The organism is ANME-2 cluster archaeon, assembly GCA_014237145.1.
Classification (GTDB): Archaea; Halobacteriota; Methanosarcinia; order Methanosarcinales; family Methanocomedenaceae; genus Methanocomedens_A.
This window is the reverse complement of record JAAXOC010000096.1, coordinates 86,352-105,527: the sequence shown is the minus strand read 5'-3', so window position 1 is coordinate 105,527 and position 19,176 is coordinate 86,352. Positions and strand designations below refer to the sequence as shown.

Sequence of the window (19,176 nt, the reverse complement as noted above, 5' to 3'; positions counted from 1 at the left end):
TGCTTTTAAACTTTGTGTCAATTGCAGCTTGATTCCATTTGCTTTTCAATGCCCAGTTACTGACCTACAAAATCACTGGCTTTTGGTACTTCAGATTTCAATCCCTTTCGCTGGCGTATCTCTAACACTATTTCTTTCAGCAGGCTTGCCGGTAATGTCTCGAATCCTGCGAACTCGGTACTCCACATGGCACGACCCTCAGTGGCAGACCTGATATCGCCTGCAAACCCAAAGAGTTCAGCCACCGGAGCCTTGCTCTCGATGATGGTCATGTCCCCTTCCTGGGACATATTAATAATAATACCCCTTCGCCCCTGAATCTCTGAAGTGGCCCCACCCATATTATTCTGTGGAGTCTGGATGTATACCTTCTGGTATGGCTCCAGTAATGTATCATCAGCCATGAGCATAGCAGCCTGTATAGCCTGCCTTGACGCAGGTATAACCTGGGCCGGACCCCTGTGTACCGCATCCTCGTGCAGCTTTGCATCTACGAGCGTGACCCTAATTGCCTGACATGGTTCCCTTGTGAGCGGGCCGGCTTTCATAACCTCTTCAAACCCATCGATGATCAGTTCCATGGTCTCGTTCAGGTACTGTATACCCTTGGTCATATTGATTAAGATATTTGATTCATATATATGGGTAACACCTTTTGATTCATCCTTTTTAAGCCCGGCCTCCATGAACTTCTCACGTCGCTCCAGTTCTGGCATACGCATGGATACCTCACCGGATTTAATAAGGTCCACGATATTGCTATCCATGGGTTCTACTTCGATGTAGAACCTATTGTGACGGTTCGGACTCTTACCCTCCACCGGACCGGCATGTTTCTGGATCGTTTCCCTGTAAACCACAATAGGCGGACTCGTAGTGATCTCCACACCCTTATCACGTTCGATCCTGTGGCCTATGACCTCAAGATGGAGTTCACCCATACCTGACATCAGGTGCTCACCAGTCTCTTCATCGATAGTAACTTTTAGGGTATTATCCTCCTTTGCCACTTGCCGCAGCACCTCAACCAGCTTAGGCAGGTCCTTCATGTGCTTTGCTTCCACAGCCACTGTAACCACAGGTTCACTGGCATGCTGGATGGCCTCAAAAGGTATCATGTCATCCATGGACGATACCGTAGCACCAACATAGGCATCCTTCAGGCCGGTGACTGCTGCGATATTACCGGCAGGGATCTGTTCCACTTCCAGCCTTTCCGGGCCCATGAAAATCCCCACCTGCTGCAGCCTGTTCGTCTTTACAGAGCCTGTTACGTTAAGTTCCATACCTCTTTTCAGTGTACCGCTGAACAACCTGCCAGTGGCCACTTCGCCCGCATGGGGGTCCAATGAGATATTTGTGACCATTAATGCCACATCACCGTCACGGTTGGCATTTAGCATATCCTTACCTTCCGTGGATTCCTTATCGCCATGCCATATCACATTCACCCTATCCTTCTGGGCAGTAAGTGGATTGGGCAGGAACCGGATGATCATATCATTTAAAACCTCATGAAGCGGGCATTTATCTGCCAGTTCCTTTTGGTTTTCTTCCTTGCAGTAATTGTAAACATCATTGAACCCTATGCCTGATTTCTTCATAAACGGTACGCTTATAGCCCAGTTATACAGGGCAGAACCAAAGGCTACAGTGCCGCTGGCAGCATCCATACGCCATCCTGCTTTGTATTTCTCTTCGTTCATGCCCTTGATGAGCTTATTCACATGATCGATGACCTTGCCCAGCCTGATCTGCATCTCCTGGGAGTCTACTTGCAACTCATTGATCAGCCTGTCCACTTTGTTTATAAACAGTACAGGCTTCACATGTTCCTTTAATGCCTGCCTGAGCACGGTCTCTGTCTGTGGCATGGTACCTTCCACTGCATCCACAACTACCACAGCACCATCTACGGCCCTCATGGCCCTGGTCACATCACCGCCGAAATCCACATGGCCCGGCGTATCAATAAGATTGATCAGGTATTCGCCGTCCTCGAACTCATGTACCATTGAAACACAGGCAGAGTCAATAGTGATACCTCGCTCCTGCTCTTCTTCATCTGAATCTGTGAACAACTGCTTGCCTGCCAGTTCCTTTGAGATCATACCGGCACCGGCAAGGATATTATCTGTAAGAGTTGTCTTTCCATGATCGATGTGTGCAACTATTCCGATATTCCTGACATTTTCAGGTTCATTCATAAGTACAGTCACGCGCTCAACCATCTTTTTCCTTCGTCCCATATCTATTTCCTCAATAAATTCTAGTATCTGATTATTAATTATCTGGTTTTTAAGTATCTGTATTAATAAAAAAAAGATTCCGTCCTTGAAAATAAAAAAAATGATTGCGGCAAAGCCGCAATATTATAGATTACCTTGCAGCCTTTGCCACCCGTTCCTTTCCTTCCTTCTTGTTAATAGAATAGGACTTGACATCGTAGTTTGCGGCTGCTATTATCTCATTTGCCAGGGCTTCCTCAATAGGCCGCCTTTTCTTAAATGAAGACTTGTACGCTCCTGCAGCCACAAGCCGCAGTGCAGTATCCACCCTGCGCTGGGGTGCACTGTCCACAGCCTTTGGTACAGCGATCCCCCCGTACTTCAACCTGACCGTTTCCTCCCTGGGTCCGGCATTAATGATAGCATTGACCAGTATCTGGATCGGATTTTCCTTGGTCTTTTTATTAATGATCTCAAAAGATTCCTTAACGATCCTGTAGTTGGTCATCTTCTTGCCTGTGTTGTTCTCAGACTGCATCATCTTGTTGATAAGTCTCTCAACAATATGCTGGTTGGACTTATTGAACTGCTGTCTGGCGTGTTTTCCTCCGGAATAAGGCAGCATAACAGGCTTTAAGTTGATATATCTCTCAACGCTAATATCATCGACCTGAACTTCTGTAGTATCCCATTTATCGAAAATCTTGTTCATACACCTACCTCATTGGCTTCTCTTTGCGTCCGATCACCATCTCGTTGAGACTCATATCGTTCACTGCGGTTACCTTGAACCTTACACCGGGAATGTCACCCTTTGCACCGCCCATGCGGCCGCCGATACGTTCCACGGTCACTTCATCATGTTCATCTATGAAATTGATAGCACCATCACCAGGGCAAAAAGCAGTAACCTGCCGTCCGTTCTTGATCAATTGTATCCTTACACATTTCCTAATGGCAGAGTTGGGCTGTTTTGCCTCTACACCAACTTTCTCAAGTACAATACCCCTTCCCTGTGGAGCGCCTCCAAGGGGATCTGCCTTTACATTAAGCTTCAGGGCGCGCCTGAGGTATTTCCTGTCGCTCCACCTGAAATTTTCCCGGTCATCTTTTAGTTTGCGGGCAGCATATTTTCCATTTCCCATATTATGATACTTCCTGTGAAATTAATTATCTGGAATTCTTGCAGGCTACTGGATTGTCACATCATCTATATCATGATGTCGTTTGGCAAGAACCTTCACTTTTTCAATGTTCTTTCCATTTCGCCCTATGGCAAGACCCTTCTCTTTAGTTTTTACTTCTACATAAGCTATACGTTTGTCACCCTTATATCCAATCTTTACGTTATTGGCATTGGCAGGCTGGAGCAGGTTCTGTATAAAAATAACAGGGTCGTCGTTATACTCCACCACTTCAACGTGGCGCCCGATACTTTTTACAAGCTTGTTGACATGCTCACCGTTCTTACCTATGGCCATGCCCATATCTCCCGTTTTAACAACAAATATTACCCTGTTGTTATCATCATCCAGGAGACAATCCCTTGCAGTGGCTCCGGTGGTATTCTCGAATAATGCTATATAGCGAATTCCATCAGTGGAGAGTTTAACTTCGCTCAATTATACACCCTTTATCCTTTTATTATTCCTAATATTTTCGATTCCCCTGGATCCTCCACAGCCATTGCCGCAACAGCGAACGGTTTGCTGCAGATCGTACCCAGTTCGACACCATTGCCTGGAAAGTCGATCACAGGAACTTTCCCAGTAACCCTGTCCCGTACGTCAGCGGGACAGTTTGACGCAAGCACTACAGCCTTGGCCTGGTAATTATCCACAACCTTCACTGTTTGCCTTGATCCGATCGATACCTTTCCGGTCTGGACCGCGATTCTCAGTATTTTATTAAGGTCTAAATCCATGAATATCATCCTGTATGATTTTTTTTATCTACTGGGTCTTATTATTTAAGTTCTTTTTGCTGCCAGGAGTTTGACATGACCGGTCCCGAGTTGAATTGGCTGTCCCACAATAACATTCTCGGTCACACCCCTCAGTTCGTCAATATCTCCCCTCGTACCTGCATCCAACAGGTGGTTCACTGTGACCTCGAAAGCCGCCCGTGCAAGCACACTGGCCTTTTCACCCGAAATGCCGTGCCTGCCAATAGCCTTCACTTCCCCGTCAACGGTCATGATATCAGCCACCAGCATGATATGCCGTACATCAACTGACAGCCCCTGTTCACGAAGTGTGTCTGTAGCTTCTTTTATTATACTATTCCTGGCAGCCTCGATACCGAAGACTTCATAGATCTCATTGATATTATTAGTGGTGGACCGGGTCATATCCACACCATCCAGTTCATCAATGTGTTTCAGCGACGATCCTTCAGTATACAGTACATATTCGTCAATGGTATCCTCTTTCCTGATGACCACACGTTTGATATCACTTATTCCCTTAAGGGTTACGTTCTCTATATTTTTGCCAAGCTGGAGCAGTTCCCTGTACGACTCATTCTCCGGATGTACCGTAAGCACATTACCATCTATCAGTACGGCCAATCCCAATTCCTCCTCCAGTTTCCCTGCCACTTCCTCTGGTGTGATCTCACGCTGGTTGATCACTTTCTCATTGAGTTCGATCATCAATGCCATTTCTGTGATATCTGTAGACAAGCTGCCCAGGTGACTGATATGGGTGGCCTCTATATTCCATGCCAGTTTACGGGCCATGTCCCGGTCATGGGCATAATCCTCTGTCAAGTAGACCGACATCATGGGCGTAGACGGGTTTTTCCTGGCATCCACGATCTCGATCAGTCTGGGCAGGCCCAGTGTAACGTTGATCTCAGCCACACCCGCATAGTGGAATGTCCGCATGGTCATCTGGGTACCAGGTTCACCAATACTCTGGGCCGAGACCACACCGGCAGCTTCACACGGCTCAATACGGGCGTATTCATAACCTTCAATAACCCGCTTTATGATATCCTCAAGCTGCTTTTTGGTCACTTTTGTCTCTTCAAGCTCTTTATGGAGAGTATCAAGGATGTTCTTTGGCAGTTGCAGGTTTCTGGTCATCTCTTCAATGGTCTTCTGGCTCACTGCCATTATTCTACCTCCTTTGAAGTAACAGATTCTATTATCCACTTTATGGCCTGTGGCTTGCTGAATTCACTTTTCATTGGGTCTATACCATCTTCACCATACCTGAACTGGACAACCATGCCCCTGGTATCCTTCACAGTCCCATCATACTGGACCTCCAGGTCCTGGAGCGCATTGACCAACCTGCGCTGCAGGTAACCGCTCTGGGATGTCCTGACAGCCGTATCCACCAGCCCTTCCCTGCCACCAATAGCATGGAAAAAGTATTCGGTAGGCGAGAGGCCGCTCTTATAACTGTTCTTCACAAACCCGTGAGCTGCCGCACCCAGGTCACCGGTATGGAAATTGGAAAGTGTCCTGCCTGCATAACCTCGCTTGATACGCTCACCCCTCACTGCCTGCTGGCCCACGCATCCCGCCATCTGGGTCAGGTTCAACATAGAACCCCTGGCACCTGAAACTGCCATAACCACAGCGGCATTTTCCAGGCCAAGGTATTTACCGGCAATATTACCAGTTGAATCCCTTGCCTTGCCAAGCTCCTGCATGATCTTCAGTTCCAGTGTCTCATCCACGGTCCTGCCTGGCAGAGGTTCAAGGTTTCCTTCATTATAAACTAAAATCAGGTTCATGACCCTATCCTCAGCTTCACTCAGCAGTTCAGATATCTGGATACTGGCCTCATCTGGTATATCCTCATCATTGATCCCGAAACTGAAACCGTAATGCATAACACCCTTTATTCCAAGCATGGTAGCATCATTGATGAATTGCAGTCCCCTGGCCGAACCATAATCCTTGATGATCTTGTCAACTATTAATCCCTTGAATGCGCCAACGGCTTTTTCTTCAATAGTACCGCTCAATAACTGGCCGTCCTTAACAAGCACATAGGCGTCCAGCTCACAGTTTTCCTCTTTACAGGTATCACAATTCTCGCATATCCCTGCCTTGTATGCCATGTTCAATCCAGACGGCAGAATATGGCTGACTGCCTGTTTTCCAGTCCAGTAAGGCTTGCCATCCACTTCACCTGCCGGTTCAGATAACTCTTCTATCTTGGTTTTGCTGAGCATGTCCAGTATTTCACTCTTACTGAGTCTGCTGTCTCCCCTGGTCAGCAAGTACATACCAGAGATGTGGTCATGTATTCCGCCAATGATGGGACCGCCGAACCTGGGAGACAGGATATTTTCCTGTACATGTATAAGCATCATTGCCTCTGCCCTTGCCTCTTCGGTCTGGAGCACATGCATGTTCATCTCATCACCGTCAAAGTCAGCATTGTAGGGCGGACATACGGCAGGATTCAACCTGAAAGTCTTGTGGGGCAGTACCTTGACCTCATGTGCCATGATACTCATCCTGTGCAATGAAGGCTGCCTGTTAAATAACACAATATCCCCGTTCTTCAATTGCCTGTCAATCTTCCATCCTAACTCAACAGTCTCTGCCATTTCCTCGCAATTACTGTCAGTGATCTTGATCCTGCGCCTGTCACTGCGCTCGATATAATTGGCACCGGGATGGTTGTCAGGCCCCCGCTTGATATATTCACGCACCTGTTCGATATTACGCTTTGTCACGTAGACAGGTATGGTCATTTCCATGGCAATGGATAGTGGCACACCCACTTCGCTGACGCTCAGGTTGGGGTCAGGTGAAATGACGGTCCTTGCACTGAAATTTACCCTTTTGCCTGATAAACTGCCCCTGAACCTGCCTTCCTTCCCCTTCAATCTCTGGGACAGGGTCTTAAGCGGCCTTCCTGAACGGTGCCTGGCAGGGGGTACGCCTGATACCGCATTATCCATGAACGTTGTCACATGGTACTGCAGCAGTTCCCACAGGTCCTCGATGATAAGCTGGGGTGCACCAGCTTCACGGTTCTCCTGGAACCTCTGGTTGATCCTGATAATATCCACCAGTTTATGGGTGAGGTCATCCTCGCTCCTCTGCCCGCTCTCAAGCGTTATACTTGGACGCATGGTCACCGGCGGTACCGGCAGTACAGTCAATATTACCCATTCGGGCCTGGCGTTATTGGGATCCATGCCAATGACTTCGATATCGTCGTTGGTTATCTTCTCCAGCCTCACCCTTATATCAGAAGGCATTAGTTTATGATCGTGATCTCCCATCTTCTCGACATATGTAGATGGTTTTTCCACCTTGATATCAAGCTGCCCTGCACCACAATACATGCAGGTCTTGGGCTTCCTTGCCTCTTTGAATACCTCTTTGGTGATATCCTCTATTGGCTGCCCCATCTTTCTCATTGTCCTGATCTGTTCAAGGTATTTCTTTTTCTGGTTAGAATCCAGAAGCAGTGCACTGCATTCCCTGCATGTGGCCCTTAATACCTTGCGTATCAATTTTGCAAAACCTACATGTATGACGGGTGCGATGAGTTCTACATGTCCAAAATGACCAGGACACTCGCCTGCCCTGCCTCCGCAGGTCTTGCAGCGAAGACCGGGGTCGATAACACCCATTCGGGGATCCATCAAACCCATTTCTATTGGGAAACCGTCGTCATCATAAGTATCTGCGGTAATTACACGGGTCACACTCATCTTCCTGTACTCTTTGGGTGATATTAGCCCGAACCTGATTTCTTTTATACGCTTTGGAACTGTTTTAATCATCTAATCACCTCTAAACCGCATCCTCCAGAATAAGCCTGGGGGCAACACCAAGTGACTTGATCTCATCCAGCAGTAACTTGAATGCATAGCTCATCTCAACGGTATATATTCCAGTCTCTGCTCCGCAGTTGGGACAGAACACCATGTTCCTTCTCTTGTCATGGGTAGCTACCATACCACAATGAGAACAAACAAGTTGGTCCACCTTATCTGATTCATCCAGCAATCTTTCTTTCAGGGTAAGGGATGCACCGTGCCCGATAAGCACATCTCGTTCCATCTCGCCGAACCTGAGACCGCCTTCCCTGGCCCTGCCTTCTGTGGGCTGCCTGGTAAGCACCTGCACCGGACCCCTGCTCCTGGCATGGATCTTTGAAGAAACCATATGGTAGAGCTTCTGGTAAAGGATCACGCCAATGAACACGTCAGCTTCGATCTTCTTTCCTGTTTTACCATCATAGAATACTTCTTTGCCTGTATGAGAATAACCCGCACGTTTCAGGTCAAGCCTCAGGTCATCTTCGGATTCCCCTGAGAATGGAGTGGCATTGATACGCCTGCCTTCAAGACTGCCCACCTTGCCTCCGATCATCTCAAGTACATGTGCCACAGTCATCCTTGAGGGGATAGCGTGGGGATTGATCACAAGGTCGGGGACCATCCCTGATTCCGTGAATGGCATATCTTCAAATGGCTGTATCAGTCCAAGCACACCTTTCTGTCCGTGCCTTGATGCGAACTTATCACCTAGTTCCGGGATTCTCTGGTCACGTACCCTGACCTTTGCCAGCCGGGCCCCGTTTACGCTCTCAGTAAGAATAACTGCATCCACAATGCCCATTTCATTTGAACGCATAGTAACGCTGGACTCGCGTCTCTGCTGGGGACTAAGACCCAGTTCAGTGGGCTCTTCAAGGAACCTGGGTGGACTGGTCTTCCCAATAAGTACATCATTGTGATCTACAATGACCTCAGGATTGACAATACCATCCTCATCCAATTGGGAATACACTTCTGGTCCGCGTGCTCCCCTTACTTCCTGGTCAGGGATCTCGAACTTATCCTCCTGCCCTCCGGGATAGCGCCTCTCCTCACCTCCAAGAGTCCTGAAGAAATGACTTCTTCCAAGACCACGTTCTATACTACCCTTATTAACGACCAGGGCATCCTCAATATTATATCCTTCATAAGAAAGTACAGCAACAACAAAGTTCTGGCCTGCTGCCCTTTCATCGAACCCGATCACATCCGAGGTCTGGGTGTGCACCATTGCTTTCTGGGGATAATGCATTAAATGTCCCCTGGTATCGGGTCGTAATCTCAAGTTTGCTACCGGCACTCCGAGGCATTGTTTTACCATACCTGCACCCATAGTGTTCCTGGGTGATGCATTGTGCTCAGGGAACGGGATCATGCCGGTACAGATACCAAGTATAAGGGACGGATCGATCTCAAGATGAGTATGTTCCGGTGTAATATCGGCTTCATTCACGGCAACGAAACAGTTCTCTTCCTCCTCGGCATCAAGATACTCAATTAATCCCATCTTGACCAGGTCATCGAACTCGATCTCCTTGTTATTTAGTAGCTCTATATGTTCCTCTCTTAACAGGGATTTTCCGTTCTCAACAATAATAACCGGTCTTCTGGCTCTGCCATCATCACTATTTATAATTATTTCGTGAGTCTTTGGGTGGAAGGTCACATTTACCTGTATGGGTATTGTACCGGCCCTGCGCATCTGTTTGACATTGCTGACCAGTTCTTCAGGATTGTCATGATAACCAAGTAGTTCCCCGTTTAAGAATACTCTTGTTTTATTCAAAGGATTCACGCCCCTTCGTTATACTCAACTTCCTCTTCCATAGCTTCAAGCTCAGTGGCATAAGTGCCATATGCTTCATCCAGATTCATGGTATTTGGTGCCACATGTACTACATTCAGGTTATACAGTGTCTGTTTCAACCCATTTACATCAAACACATCGGTCGATACCTCCACCATCTGGGCAAAGTTCTTCACCAGCCCGCAGTTAGGTCCTTCAGGCGTTTCCGATGGACATATGCGGCCCCACTGGGTGGGATGAAGGTCCCTTGCCTCGAAATGGGGCTGTGCCCTGGAAAGGGGAGATATCACCCTGCGAAGGTGTGAAAGGGATGCCATGTAATCTATACGGTCCAGGAGTTGGGATACGCCTGCCCTGCCTCCGACCCAGTTACCTGTGGCCAGCGGGTGGCCCAGTCTCTCTGTAAGTACATCAGCCCTGACCACAGTTATCACATTGAGGTCACGGTTACGCATATTTGCCCGCTCAAGCTGGTACTTTACATCCCTTGCCAGCCTGTTGAAAGATACCCTGAACAGGTCTTCCATCAAATTTCCGCTAAGTTTGAGACGTTTATTGGAATAATGATCCTTATCATCCGGACGTCTCCGTCCCAGTGCCAGTTCAAAGCAGGCCTCTGCCATCCGGCCCAGGTACTGGGCTTTCACGATCCTGTGCGACTGGTCATTACCCAGGTGCGGCAGAAGGTACCTGTCGATCACATAATTTGCTCTTTTTATCTGGTATTCCCCTGTCTGGCCGGCGGCAACCCTGTTACCCACTTTTTCCATAGCCTCTTCACAGGTATGGGCTTCGGCTTCCTCCAGGTTTTCCATCATGAACTTCACTACTTCAGGGTCGAATGACACTGTATTTACGATATCCTCATCAGTCTCAATTCCGAGGGCCCGCATTAATGTAACAAAAGCCAAACGTCCTGAAATGGACGGGAAACTTACTTCTATGATGGCCTTACGACCGCGTTCGACAACGGCCAGTGCCCTGTATCCCCTACGTTCACTGAACACCTTGGCAACTTCGATCTTGTCACCGTAACGTTCCTCGAACTCCACCAGTATCTTATTAGGAGCCAGATCTTCCAGGGTCATCAGGACCCTCTCAGTTCCGTTCACAATGAAATAGCCACCCGGGTCCAGCGGGTCTTCTCCCATCTCTATCATTTCATCATGGGTCATATCGACCAGGTTGCAGCCTTTGCTCATCAGCATAATGGGAAGCTGACCGATAATAGCCTCCACTGGTTCATGTTCTTTTTCTCCCTGGACGATGGTCATCTCAAGATGTATCGGGGCCGAGTATGTGATATCCCTTAATCTTGCATCATTTGGGTATAGCATATCCTGGGCACCGTCGGCTTCTTTTACCAACGGATTGCCAACCCTGATCTCTCCGAGTTTTACATACGTATCTTCTATATCAGTCTCAATGACCCCTTGCTCATTGATGACCTTCTGCATTCCGTAATCCAAAAAATCATTGAATGATTCTATATGGTGTCGGACTATCTTATCCCGCGTAAAGTATGCCCGGGATAATATTTCTCTATTTAACACAGCTTTGCACCTTCCTGGTTTAAGTAAAACGGATTTATTGACAGTTTGATGTTCATCTGTCCGGTTATTCAATTACCAGTCTGTAGAATTCGGCCTCTCCCGCAGTCTGACTGGTTCGTATAATCTTGACTATGTCGCCGACCTGGCCCCCTATTTCCAGGATCACCGGTTCCTTTACTTTTATTTTTGGCAATTGCTCTTTATCGATGCTATATTTTTTTAAAACCTGGCTTGCCTCATTCTCTGACAGTAATAGATGATGGGGCACTATATTGTGATCTAATAAACTGAAACTTTTCGTACCTTTCATTACTTAATTCATCCCCCTAAATATCTAAAAAACGGGCTCGGAGGGATTTGAACCCCCGACCATCTGGTATCTTCCAATGCATGGGTCTTTTCCATACACCTTAAAAGCCAGGTGCTCTGCCTGTCTGAGCTACGAGCCCACTGATGGATAGCGGTAGCTATGTCTAAACCTCTTACAAAATTTAGGCACAAATTTTTTCTACCGAACAATTCTTCACCGATTTGGATATGGTACTTCTGGATGCTATGCAGACGTACCGCTCCATTAAGGAATGCATTGGATTTAAACCTTTCTTTTGTTTGACATATTATGTATCTAGCTTTTTAAACCCAAACGAACTTTATTAATGATAGTTGAATATTGGTATGACTGTTGAATATTGGTATGACTGTTGAATATTTAACTTTATCCTTTGTTACTTATGTCCTCACTTTTTACACTTGAATTTTCAGGCATGGTGCTTTTAGGTATGGTGCCTTCTGGTTTGTTGCTTCCAGTCAGCTTTTCGTGCTGGATTTTTTTCTTCTTCCTGTAGTAGCTAAGAGGATGGCCAATAGTCCTGCATATTTCATCCTTGTTGTAGCAGTTGCCGTAAGTGATCATGGTTGTGCATGCTGGAGGTTTGTAGGAAGTGCCTGTCGAGCCCGCAATATGATCTACCTGGTAATGCGTCATCTCCTCATTGAAATCAGGTGAGACATTGAACATCTGTACTACCTGGTCCACAGACAGGCCGATGTTCAGTAAAAAGGACGTCAGGGCAAACCTGGCCGAATGGGCAAGGTTGACACCGCCCTGGGCACTGGAAAGGAGATGTACGATACATGGAGGGAAATCCCCTGGTTCAACTTGGCCAAACCCCTCCTCATCAAACTCCTTCTTGATCTCTTCCAGGCAGGTCTTGATCTCTTTGATATCGTCGGCCATGGCCTGGCAGAACATATCGGGCACATCCAGTGGAAGTGCTTCCGAGATACGGACCCTGACGGCCTCCTGCAGCAGTCTGGCATACTGTTCCTTGGTGATGTTCACGTATCCGGATTCCAGCCTGCGGTTCACCAGCTTCCATTTCAGCGCCCGCATTCCAGCGGCTCCCCTGATATAATCTGTAAAATGGATCCTGAAACCCTTATCGATAATACTGGCATTGATGTTGAAATCCCGGCCGATCTCAGTCAGGATATTATCATCTTCTTTTCCCATCCTGGAATTTGCAAACTTTGCCTCTGCAAGAGCATACCGCCTTATCAGGAAAGCATCATCTATACATGAGACAAGTATCCGGGCAATGGGATATGATAAAAGTTCGGGTGTGGCCAGCCCCATATCTTCAGTCTTAATCTCCCCTTTAATGGCCTGGATGACCCTTGATTTAGCACGGCTGCGTGCCATGCCGTATCCACGTGATACAAGGATTTCATCTATAGTGGAATCCATCCCTGCAACATATTCAGCTGCTTTTGTTAAAAATGGATATTCAGATAGTCTTGCTTCATCCATTGCAAATATTAATCAGATTCGATCCTCGGTGCCAGGAGATAGTTTACTTCGCCATTCCCGCCAGCGATCTGGAATTTTATCATTGTTGGGAAATCCTTGCCCAGTTCTATAGTGACTTCATTTGCCTTGCCTGCTGACTTGACCATATCTGAAAGGTAATCCAGTGAGAACAATGAACGGGCATCTCCGGGTTCAAGACTAATTAGCTGGTCCCTGGTCATATCAAGCCGCATCCGGTCCGAGTCACCTTCTGCTTCAAGATAGAATATTTCTCCATCTATTCCCATGCCCATATGGTCGGATACCTTTTCAGCGGCCTTGACGGCACGTTTCAGGTCATTGCCAGACAGCACAATGCGGGCAGGAAGTTCCAGTTGTGGTACCTTTGGTTCCTTGCGAATAGAAGCAGGATCAAGCAGCGATATCTTATAGGTCAGGCCGCTCATCCCTATAACAAGTTTGTGGGATTCTTCATCCAGCTCTATTTCCACGGTCTCTGCTTTTTCAGCCATACCCAGGATATCGTTCAACCTGTTCAAGTCCACACCCAGTTCGCCTTCGGTGGCCGTGAACTCTTCAAAAGCAGCGGATTTCAGGTTAAGGGTGATCATTGCCACATTGGCCGGGTCCACTGCCTTTACCGACATCCCGTCAGGAGCTAGATTGATCTTGGCCTCATCAACAATACTTGAAACTGCTTCAATGGTTTCTTTGAGTTTTTCAGATTCTATAATTGCCTTGAACATTTACTGCCTCCATCCTGTGATGGGATATATGATAGCGATATTTCATAATCATATGCCATTATGAGTTATAAGAATTTCTAAATTATTTAAGTCCATTGAGAATTTTGCTTAACCTTGTTTGTTATTCCTCTGCATATAGAGATAATTCAATCAACTCTATTATTCAGCACTTCTAATATGGACAGCTCACATTATATACAAAAAAATAACCCAAGAAATACTGCCCAAAAGAACAATTCAACCACATTAACCACAGGATATCATCTAAAGAAGTAATAAATCCATGAAATGCATAATGCTTGCAATCGGGATTTTAACGTCAAAGAGACCAACAGCCACCTTAAAGGGATACAGGGATTGTAGAATGAAGCAGGGAATATATTATATAATCACTATAAACATAAGAATAAGAAGGTGATTTATAGATGTCGACAACAATAAAATAAATGGATAGAGTCGAACTGATTAACCTCGAACGACTGGCTCACATCTTAAAAGGTCTAAGTATAGCAGAATCTGAAACTTTAGAAATTCTTTTGGATAAAGAGGCTCTTGGAAGCATCGATCAGTCTATTGAGGAGCTGGAAAAAGGAGAGGGAATAGAAATGGACATGATATGAAATAATAAGCGATTGCCAGTAAGAACATATTTAATTAAAGGAGTTACAAATAGCATAAATGAGGTGAGATAATAAAAACTATAAATTATACCGCTAAAGTGTTACCTGATGGACATATATCGCTACCTTACAAGATTAAAGAAGCGATGGGTCTTGCAGTTGATAGTGTGGTGAAGATCACATTAGAAAGAGATGTACAAAAAGAGAATGCAATGGAAGCATTTGGTGTCTGGTCCGAAAGAAACGAGATTAAAGGCGGAATAGAATATGTTGATGACATAAGGAGCGGATGGGATAAAAGAACGAAGAGGATCGATAATGTATAGAACCCGGTTCCTTCTTGACACGGATATCATTATCAATTATCTGAAGGGTAGGGAAAATGCCAGGGATTTTCTTATGAGGATTATTGATGAGAGTGCATTAGGGTTCTTTTCGGTCATAACTGAAGCTGAACTGTTATCCGGTTCAAGAAATGCTGACGATGAATGTGCAATTTATTGAATACTGGATTGTATGGAAGCGATTGAGGTTGAAAGGAATATCGCCATCACTGCCGGAAAGTTGAGGCAGAAATATGATGCTGCTTATAGGACTGAACTTCCTGATGCCATAATTGCAGCAACGGCCAATGAATATGAACTCATATTGGCTACTGCTAATGAAAAGCATTTTAATATGTTTAAAGAAATTGAAGCTGAATATATAAAAGAACTTTAAGTTCGTGTGAGTCAGTATCAGTACGTTGCTAATTTGGGTTTTAAGATTGAATTTTTTATATTTTTAAAGCCAGGGAGTCACTCCTCGCTCTTTTCATATACCCCTCCACTCTTTAAAAAGCAATGCTCTTGCTGCATGAAAAAATGCATTATACAAAGCAAGTACACTCATTCGGGTCATGTCCGAATCAATTAATTTACCTGCATCCTTGAGAAATATATCTGCCTGCCGTATACTCTTTCTGGCCAAATCGATACTCGGACCGCGCTTTTGCAATAACCCCTTATTGAAACATCTTTCAACTTCAGCCAAACACATCACCATTTACAGCTATTGAACTCAATTTCAACCGGTAAAAAAATTCAGGGTCATTATCCATTATATCCTTTATCTTTGAGTCATTTAAAACAAATAGTTTTACTTCCATCCCAAAGTCTTTCTCAATCTCCCTGGTGATTTCTCTTAGTTCAATATTTGAAACTTTTTCCTGCTTATAGCACCATAGATCAATGTCGCTATGTTTAGTATCCTCTCCTGATGCAAAACTACCGTAAACCCCCACCTTTCCTGATTTCATTAGCCTTTTAAAGTTTTTATTCCCAGATAGGTCCGAAATATTTATCAAAGAAAGCATTTTTTTAAGTATAGGATTATCCCGGACTAGATAGATTGTTTTCCTGTTTTTGACTTTCTTTACCTCGACAAACCCCAATCTTTTAAATAACTTGATCGAATTGTGGACAGAAAAAGGCGATATAGCAAGTCTTTCTGCAATCTCCCTGATATATAACCCTTCTTCCTTCTTCAAAAGTCTGAAAATCTTAAGATTTGATTTCGTGAATATATGGCTCAAATCGTACATATAAATTGTACATATCGTCATATATTTAAAAACGTTTCGTTATAAAAAATATAACAATAACCGTAGAATAATAAAGCGCCGAGGGGGAGATTCGAACTCCCGAGGGGAACCAAGCCCCACAAGCTTTCCAGGCTTGCGCCATACCGCTAGACTACCTCGGCATCAAGGTATCGTATTTTGCGTTCGACTGACATTTTCAGTCAGCTTCATCAGATTTTTCCGTCTTCGCTGTCCAGCCCTTGGGATAAGTACCCTCAGGCATCAGCACCCGCTTGGTGTCGGCCACCATACCAGTCTGGGCCTCAAGCACGGCATCCGTATCCATAAGACTCCATGCAAGCGCAACCGCTTCGCCTTTTAAGCGCATGACCAGCACCATATCGCCCGTGTTCATATCAGTATCGACCTTCACCACACCGGGTGCGGCCAGGCTGGCACCGTGACATATAGGGTCCACAGCACTGTCCCTTATCATAATCCTGGGTAGATGCACAAGACCTGCCTCCATTGGCTGTATCACCCGGCGCAGTTCGCTCTCGTCATCTGACTCCTGGTATATGACCATAGCATCCTTCAAGTCGAACAGCGTCATCGTGCTGTCATCTTCCTTAAACGGTCCGCTACGGGTTCTCCGCAACTCCTGCATATGTGCACCAGAACCAAGAGCTTCGCCCATATCATGGCACAATTTCCTGATATAAGTACCGGCCTCACAGCCCACGCGCATCAGCACATTAGTACCATTGATCTCAGGAATATCCAGGTAATAGATATTGCGTATCCTTACCTCACGTTTCACAGCCGACTTTACCGGAGGTCTCTGGTAGATAGGTCCGGTGAACTCCTGTGCAATCTCCTTAACTACGGTCTTTTTTACAGTGGTGTGTAATTTCATTAAACATATATATTCCTTCCCCGCAGTCATCAGCGCCCCAACCGACTTGGTTGCATCGCCCATCATAATAGGCAAAAGACCAGTAACCTTAGGGTCCAGTGTCCCGCCGTGCCCTGCCCTGGGAAGGTCCAGTATCTTCTTCACCCACGACACCACCTCATGACTGGTAGGTCCGGCCGGTTTGTCGAGATTAATTACACCATGGGTAATATGCTCCCTTATAGGACGCTTGTTAGGAATAAATCCATAAGCAGGGTCAGTGGTATCCTCCACTTTGCATTTCAGTTCCCGTTTGATGTCAGCAGGAAGTTTTTCCTCCATCTAACCCCTCAGTCCCTTTTTCTTCATAGATCCAATTGCTGTAATAGCAACATTTGCCGTAGCATCCTGGTCCCAGACACTTGACTCGATCACCAGGTCATACAGGGTCAAATCTGTTATATCGATATCATAGTGCACCCTGTACCGCTTTGCTTCACTCTTTTGGCGTACCATGGTCTCGTGCATGGCCTGCTTTGGGGAAATATTTTCCCTGCCTGCGATGCGCCTTGCCCTGACCTCCACATCAGTCTTGAGCATTATCTTCAGGTCCGCATCTATCAGGCAGCCCGATAGACGTCCCTCAAACAGGAAATCCCCTTTAGTCTTTGAAAGCTCCACCTGCCGCCTGTCTATCTCCTTGTCAATGGCAGGATCAGCTTCGGCCATGTGCCCTAACTTTTCAAGATCCACTCCCTTTTCCTTTGCCATGGCCCTGAAAACGTCACCTGAAGATACAAGTTCCAGGTTAAAATATTCAGCTATCATCCTTGAAAGCGTACTCTTCCCGCTCCCTGGTGGACCGCTGACTGTAATTATCATGTTCACACGCCGCCGATATTCAGGCTCTTCCTGATAATCTGGCTGATTGGCAGACTGCAAATGAAATACCAGTATATCCAGTACTGGATGGGACCCAGTGCAAACCCGGTCAGCGACTTTTCACCCCAGAACGGGAAAATAAGGACTGGGTCAGGGTGCTCCCCAATGTAAAGATACGCCCACATGAACAGGGGCAGCGAGATAATGCTGATATAAGCCATGGGTTTGAACTGCTGTTTGGTCATTTGCATCTGGTCATTCATCATGGCTGAGCGCTCGGCTTCCAGTTTCTTCACTTTAGCCTGGTTATCTGCAAGCTGCGCCTCCCTGAACTCCTTCTGGAAGTTCTTCATCTGGTCCTGCACCCGGCGCATCAGTTCCCAATCCATTGTATATTTCTGTATCAGCGATGCATACAGGCCGGTAATAGCGGCCATTACGAACAGCATAATATGGAAGGGCAGGATATCGGGCAGCGGCCCCAGTAATATCTGTACTACCTCACCCACCTGTATCCTGAAACGTTCACCAAGCAGGATGATTCCGAACATCATTCCGAAACCAAGGGCAAGTGCAGCCCTTTCCAGTGTCTGCTTAAAGTCAGATTTTGGCATGTCCTACTCCAATATCTTATCAATAACGACTGTGATCTCACCAAAGATATCCTCAATATCCCCGGTACCACTAACAGTATGCAACAATCCTTTATCGGTATAATAATCAATAAGCGGGTGGGTCTGGTTGTAATAAGCGACCAGCCTGGTCTTCACTGAGCTTTCGGTATCATCGTCACGCTGGTACAATTCCCCGCCACATACATCGCATATCCCATCCTCCTTTGGAGGATTGAACGTTGCGTGATAGCTGGCACCGCATTTACACATCCGCCTGCCTGCCAGCCTTGCCACCAGTTCCTCGTCCTGAACCTTGATATCTATCACTACATCCAGTCTCTTTCCCAACTGGCTGAAGATATCGTCCAGTGCCACTGCCTGGGGAATGGTCCGTGGATAGCCGTCCAGCAGGAATCCGTTATCGGTGTCAGGTTTAGATAACCTGTCCTTGATAATATCTATCAGTACAGTGTCAGGGACGAGTTCACCCTTGTCCATGTACTCCTTTGCTTTTTGGCCCAGTTCGGTATTATTGCTCACATTCTCACGTAATATATCGCCTGTGGATATGTGAAGGATACCGTACTTCCCTGCCAGCATCTTGGCCTGGGTGCCCTTACCCGCACCCGGCGCACCAAGTAATACCAGATTGACCATA

The 19,176-nt window shown here is 46.2% G+C and carries 22 protein-coding genes and 2 tRNA genes; 4 read left to right on the top strand and 20 right to left on the bottom strand.

Features of this window, described 5'->3' with window-relative positions:
* Positions 1-56 precede the first annotated feature (56 nt).
* The 13 genes from HF974_13310 to HF974_13250 all read right to left on the bottom strand — a co-directional run bounded on the left by HF974_13310 (position 57) and on the right by HF974_13250 (position 13,946).
* The gene (locus tag HF974_13310) at positions 57-2,249 is read right to left on the bottom strand and encodes an elongation factor EF-2 (protein MBC2699281.1); all 2,193 of its coding nucleotides are present in this window, start codon (positions 2,247-2,249) and stop codon (positions 57-59) included.
* Positions 2,250-2,379: 130 nt separating this feature from the next.
* Positions 2,380-2,940: a 30S ribosomal protein S7 gene (locus HF974_13305; protein MBC2699280.1), complete on the bottom strand. Its 561-nt coding sequence runs from the start codon at positions 2,938-2,940 to the stop codon at positions 2,380-2,382.
* 4 nt (positions 2,941-2,944) lie between these two features.
* Entirely contained in the window at positions 2,945-3,373 is a 429-nt protein-coding gene (locus HF974_13300) for a 30S ribosomal protein S12 (protein MBC2699279.1), read from the bottom strand.
* Between the two features lie 45 nt (positions 3,374-3,418).
* Entirely contained in the window at positions 3,419-3,850 is a 432-nt protein-coding gene (locus HF974_13295) for a NusA-like transcription termination signal-binding factor (GenBank protein ID MBC2699278.1), read from the bottom strand.
* Between the two features lie 11 nt (positions 3,851-3,861).
* Positions 3,862-4,152, bottom strand: coding sequence for a 50S ribosomal protein L30e (locus HF974_13290; protein MBC2699277.1), 291 nt, complete (start codon positions 4,150-4,152; stop codon positions 3,862-3,864).
* 45 nt (positions 4,153-4,197) lie between these two features.
* Positions 4,198-5,346, bottom strand: a complete 1,149-nt coding sequence (rpoA2, locus tag HF974_13285; GenBank protein ID MBC2699276.1) for a DNA-directed RNA polymerase subunit A'' — start codon at positions 5,344-5,346, stop codon at positions 4,198-4,200.
* Positions 5,346-7,991, bottom strand: a complete 2,646-nt coding sequence (locus HF974_13280) for a DNA-directed RNA polymerase subunit A' (protein MBC2699275.1) — start codon at positions 7,989-7,991, stop codon at positions 5,346-5,348. Before HF974_13280 ends, rpoA2 begins: the two co-directional genes overlap by 1 nt.
* A 10-nt stretch (positions 7,992-8,001) precedes the next feature.
* On the bottom strand, positions 8,002-9,816 hold the full coding sequence (gene rpoB, locus HF974_13275; GenBank protein ID MBC2699274.1) for a DNA-directed RNA polymerase subunit B: 1,815 nt from the start codon (positions 9,814-9,816) through the stop codon (positions 8,002-8,004).
* A gap of 5 nt (positions 9,817-9,821) precedes the next feature.
* Positions 9,822-11,390 carry a DNA-directed RNA polymerase subunit B'' gene (locus HF974_13270; protein ID MBC2699273.1) on the bottom strand — a complete coding sequence of 523 codons (1,569 nt, stop codon included), beginning with the start codon at positions 11,388-11,390 and terminating at the stop codon, positions 9,822-9,824.
* Positions 11,391-11,454: 64 nt separating this feature from the next.
* Positions 11,455-11,700, bottom strand: a complete 246-nt coding sequence (locus HF974_13265; protein ID MBC2699272.1) for a DNA-directed RNA polymerase subunit H — start codon at positions 11,698-11,700, stop codon at positions 11,455-11,457.
* Positions 11,701-11,732: 32 nt separating this feature from the next.
* Positions 11,733-11,839, bottom strand: a tRNA-Lys gene (locus HF974_13260).
* A 266-nt stretch (positions 11,840-12,105) separates the two neighbouring features.
* Complete coding sequence (gene priL, locus HF974_13255; protein ID MBC2699271.1) at positions 12,106-13,200, bottom strand: DNA primase regulatory subunit PriL; 1,095 nt, start codon at positions 13,198-13,200, stop codon at positions 12,106-12,108.
* A gap of 8 nt (positions 13,201-13,208) precedes the next feature.
* Positions 13,209-13,946 carry a DNA polymerase sliding clamp gene (locus HF974_13250; protein ID MBC2699270.1) on the bottom strand — a complete coding sequence of 246 codons (738 nt, stop codon included), beginning with the start codon at positions 13,944-13,946 and terminating at the stop codon, positions 13,209-13,211.
* 446 nt (positions 13,947-14,392) lie between these two features.
* On the opposite strand from HF974_13250, the gene HF974_13245 reads away from it, so the two are divergent.
* From HF974_13245 to HF974_13230, 4 genes are all read left to right on the top strand, one after another.
* Complete coding sequence (locus tag HF974_13245; protein MBC2699269.1) at positions 14,393-14,566, top strand: hypothetical protein; 174 nt, start codon at positions 14,393-14,395, stop codon at positions 14,564-14,566.
* 146 nt (positions 14,567-14,712) lie between these two features.
* The gene (locus tag HF974_13240; GenBank protein MBC2699268.1) at positions 14,713-14,892 is read left to right on the top strand and encodes a hypothetical protein; all 180 of its coding nucleotides are present in this window, start codon (positions 14,713-14,715) and stop codon (positions 14,890-14,892) included.
* On the top strand, positions 14,885-15,070 hold the full coding sequence (locus HF974_13235; protein ID MBC2699267.1) for a type II toxin-antitoxin system VapC family toxin: 186 nt from the start codon (positions 14,885-14,887) through the stop codon (positions 15,068-15,070). Before HF974_13240 ends, HF974_13235 begins: the two co-directional genes overlap by 8 nt.
* A gap of 12 nt (positions 15,071-15,082) precedes the next feature.
* Positions 15,083-15,286 (top strand): type II toxin-antitoxin system VapC family toxin, encoded by a 204-nt coding sequence (locus HF974_13230; GenBank protein ID MBC2699266.1) that lies wholly within the window; start codon positions 15,083-15,085, stop codon positions 15,284-15,286.
* Between the two features lie 93 nt (positions 15,287-15,379).
* Here the strand turns inward: HF974_13230 and HF974_13225 are convergent, their stop codons facing one another.
* The 7 genes from HF974_13225 to HF974_13195 form a co-directional block, all read right to left on the bottom strand.
* Positions 15,380-15,598 (bottom strand): HEPN domain-containing protein, encoded by a 219-nt coding sequence (locus HF974_13225; GenBank protein MBC2699265.1) that lies wholly within the window; start codon positions 15,596-15,598, stop codon positions 15,380-15,382.
* A complete protein-coding gene (locus tag HF974_13220) occupies positions 15,591-16,094 on the bottom strand; it encodes a hypothetical protein (GenBank protein MBC2699264.1) in 504 nt (167 codons plus the stop codon). Before HF974_13220 ends, HF974_13225 begins: the two co-directional genes overlap by 8 nt.
* 130 nt (positions 16,095-16,224) lie before the next feature.
* Positions 16,225-16,309, bottom strand: a tRNA-Ser gene (locus HF974_13215).
* A 35-nt stretch (positions 16,310-16,344) separates the two neighbouring features.
* Positions 16,345-17,364, bottom strand: a complete 1,020-nt coding sequence (locus tag HF974_13210; GenBank protein ID MBC2699263.1) for an RNA-guided pseudouridylation complex pseudouridine synthase subunit Cbf5 — start codon at positions 17,362-17,364, stop codon at positions 16,345-16,347.
* Entirely contained in the window at positions 17,365-17,904 is a 540-nt protein-coding gene (locus tag HF974_13205) for an AAA family ATPase (GenBank protein MBC2699262.1), read from the bottom strand. It lies immediately after the preceding gene.
* Between the two features lie 2 nt (positions 17,905-17,906).
* Positions 17,907-18,518, bottom strand: a complete 612-nt coding sequence (locus tag HF974_13200) for a DUF106 domain-containing protein (protein ID MBC2699261.1) — start codon at positions 18,516-18,518, stop codon at positions 17,907-17,909.
* A 3-nt stretch (positions 18,519-18,521) separates the two neighbouring features.
* Positions 18,522-19,175 (bottom strand): adenylate kinase, encoded by a 654-nt coding sequence (locus HF974_13195; GenBank protein MBC2699260.1) that lies wholly within the window; start codon positions 19,173-19,175, stop codon positions 18,522-18,524.
* Position 19,176 lies beyond the last annotated feature (1 nt).